Source organism: Treponema sp. R6D11, assembly GCF_054786075.1.
Genome location: NZ_BDHD01000256.1, coordinates 1 through 2,069 on the forward strand (window position 1 = coordinate 1; position 2,069 = coordinate 2,069).

General features: G+C 41.7%; 3 pseudogenes. 1 reads left to right on the top strand and 2 read right to left on the bottom strand.

The annotated features are described in order from the left end of the window. Positions 1–539: pseudogene (locus tag ACYVTD_RS11970) on the bottom strand (adenylate/guanylate cyclase domain-containing protein); the annotation flags it as partial. 279 nt (positions 540–818) lie between these two features. Beyond that, a pseudogene (locus ACYVTD_RS11975) lies at positions 819–1,289 on the bottom strand (CHASE2 domain-containing protein); the annotation flags it as partial. Positions 1,290–1,530: 241 nt separating this feature from the next. On the opposite strand from ACYVTD_RS11975, the pseudogene ACYVTD_RS11980 reads away from it, so the two are divergent. Beyond that, positions 1,531–2,069: pseudogene (locus tag ACYVTD_RS11980) on the top strand (adenylate/guanylate cyclase domain-containing protein); the annotation flags it as partial.

Below are 2,069 nucleotides of genomic sequence, written 5' to 3' on the forward strand. Positions count from 1 at the left end.
AAATTTACCGCGTTTCCCATGATTGTATAATCCATTTTGTTGGGAGTGCCCATGTTGCCTACAACCATATCCCCTGTGTTTATACCAAGCCTTGTAAATAGCGGGTAAGGATCGTCAATACTACTTATTATCCCTTTTCCAGCCATAGCTTTCATAACTTCAGGAGTAACAAGTCCCTGCTCAAGCGCATCTCGGTTGATCTCCCTCTCCGCTTTTTTCATACAAACGGCGGCGCGGCAGGCAAGCGCGGCATGGTTCTCCATGTAAACAGGAGCGCCAAAGAAGGCAATAATCGCGTCTCCCTCGTATTTATCAATTGTTCCCTGATTATCAAGAACAATGTTGCTCATTCTTGTAAGATAAAAATTCAGCAGTTCTACAAGTTTTGCCGGATCTCCAAGAGCTTCGGAAATTGTAGAGAAACTGCGGACGTCCGTAAAAATTGCGGTCATCTCTCTTTTTTCACCGCCAAGTTTTAATTGGGAAGGATCTTGTATAATTTGGTCAATAACTTTTGGAGACAGGTACTGAGAAAAAGCTGATTTTATAAACCGCTTTTGACTGCCTTCTGTCGCGTAATTGTAAAGAGTTACAGTAATAAAAGCGGCGAGCGTTCCAGAAAGATACGTTACCATAGGCAGCCAGAGTCCGCCGAATTGATACGCGGCAAAAGAGCCTATAATTATCAGAAAAACAACAATTGCCATTCCTGTAACGGAAAGAGAAATACGGTTTGAATAAATCGTTAAGCATACCAAAAAAATTATAACCGCAAGAAGAATCAGCAAGTTAAGCCACTCGGCGCTTTCGCGGATAAAATCGCCCCGTAGCATATTATCAAGCATTGTTATATGGCAACCCATTCCCGGATACACGGAAGAAATCGGCGTATTAAAAATATCAAAAAGCCCCTGCGCGTAAAAACCAAAAAACACATAAGTATCTTTAAAATTATCAGGGGCAAGAAAGTAATCGGAACCCATATACGCTTCATCTTCGTTTTTATACGCTTCTGCGCTTGTCAGTATATCCATTGCCCTGTAAGGAATATATTTATCTAAAAGTCCGTGATACCTTAACAGGGCATTGCCATTTTTATCAATGGGTATTGAAATTCCGTCCCATTCAATTACGCCGGTCTTTTTATTGTAAATTAATTGCTGTCCTTTTCCCGAAACAATCAGCGACGCGGAAGAAAGACCGGGTATCGCTTTTCCGTCAAATAAGGTAAAAGGTTTTAACCTTCTTATAATTCCGTCAGAATCCGATATACCTGTAACGCTTCCCAAAGCGCCGGCGGCGATAATTTTTTTTGTATGCTTAACGATTTATTCAAACCGTATTTCTTTTTTTGTTTCAGGGATGGCAATTGTTGTTTTTCTGATAATTATAGGCTCTTTTGCCGCGGATCAATTCGGCGGACTCTGGCTGCCTATGGTAACGTATCTTTCTGGAACGCTCGCCGCTTTTATTACTGTAACTCTTTACAATTACGCGACAGAAGGCAGTCAAAAGCGGTTTATAAAATCAGCTTTTTCTCAGTACCTGTCTCCAAAAGTTATTGACCAAATTATACAAGATCCTTCCCAATTAAAACTTGGCGGTGAAAAAAGAGAGATGACCGCAATTTTTACGGACGTCCGCAGTTTCTCTACAATTTCCGAAGCTCTTGGAGATCCGGCAAAACTTGTAGAACTGCTGAATTTTTATCTTACAAGAATGAGCAACATTGTTCTTGATAATCAGGGAACAATTGATAAATACGAGGGAGACGCGATTATTGCCTTCTTTGGCGCTCCTGTTTACATGGAGAACCATGCCGCGCTTGCCTGCCGCGCCGCCGTTTGTATGAAAAAAGCGGAGAGGGAGATCAACCGAGATGCGCTTGAGCAGGGACTTGTTACTCCTGAAGTTATGAAAGCTATGGCTGGAAAAGGGATAATAAGTAGTATTGACGATCCTTACCCGCTATTTACAAGGCTTGGTATAAACACAGGGGATATGGTTGTAGGCAACATGGGCACTCCCAACAAAATGGATTATACAATCATGGGAAACGCGGTAAATTT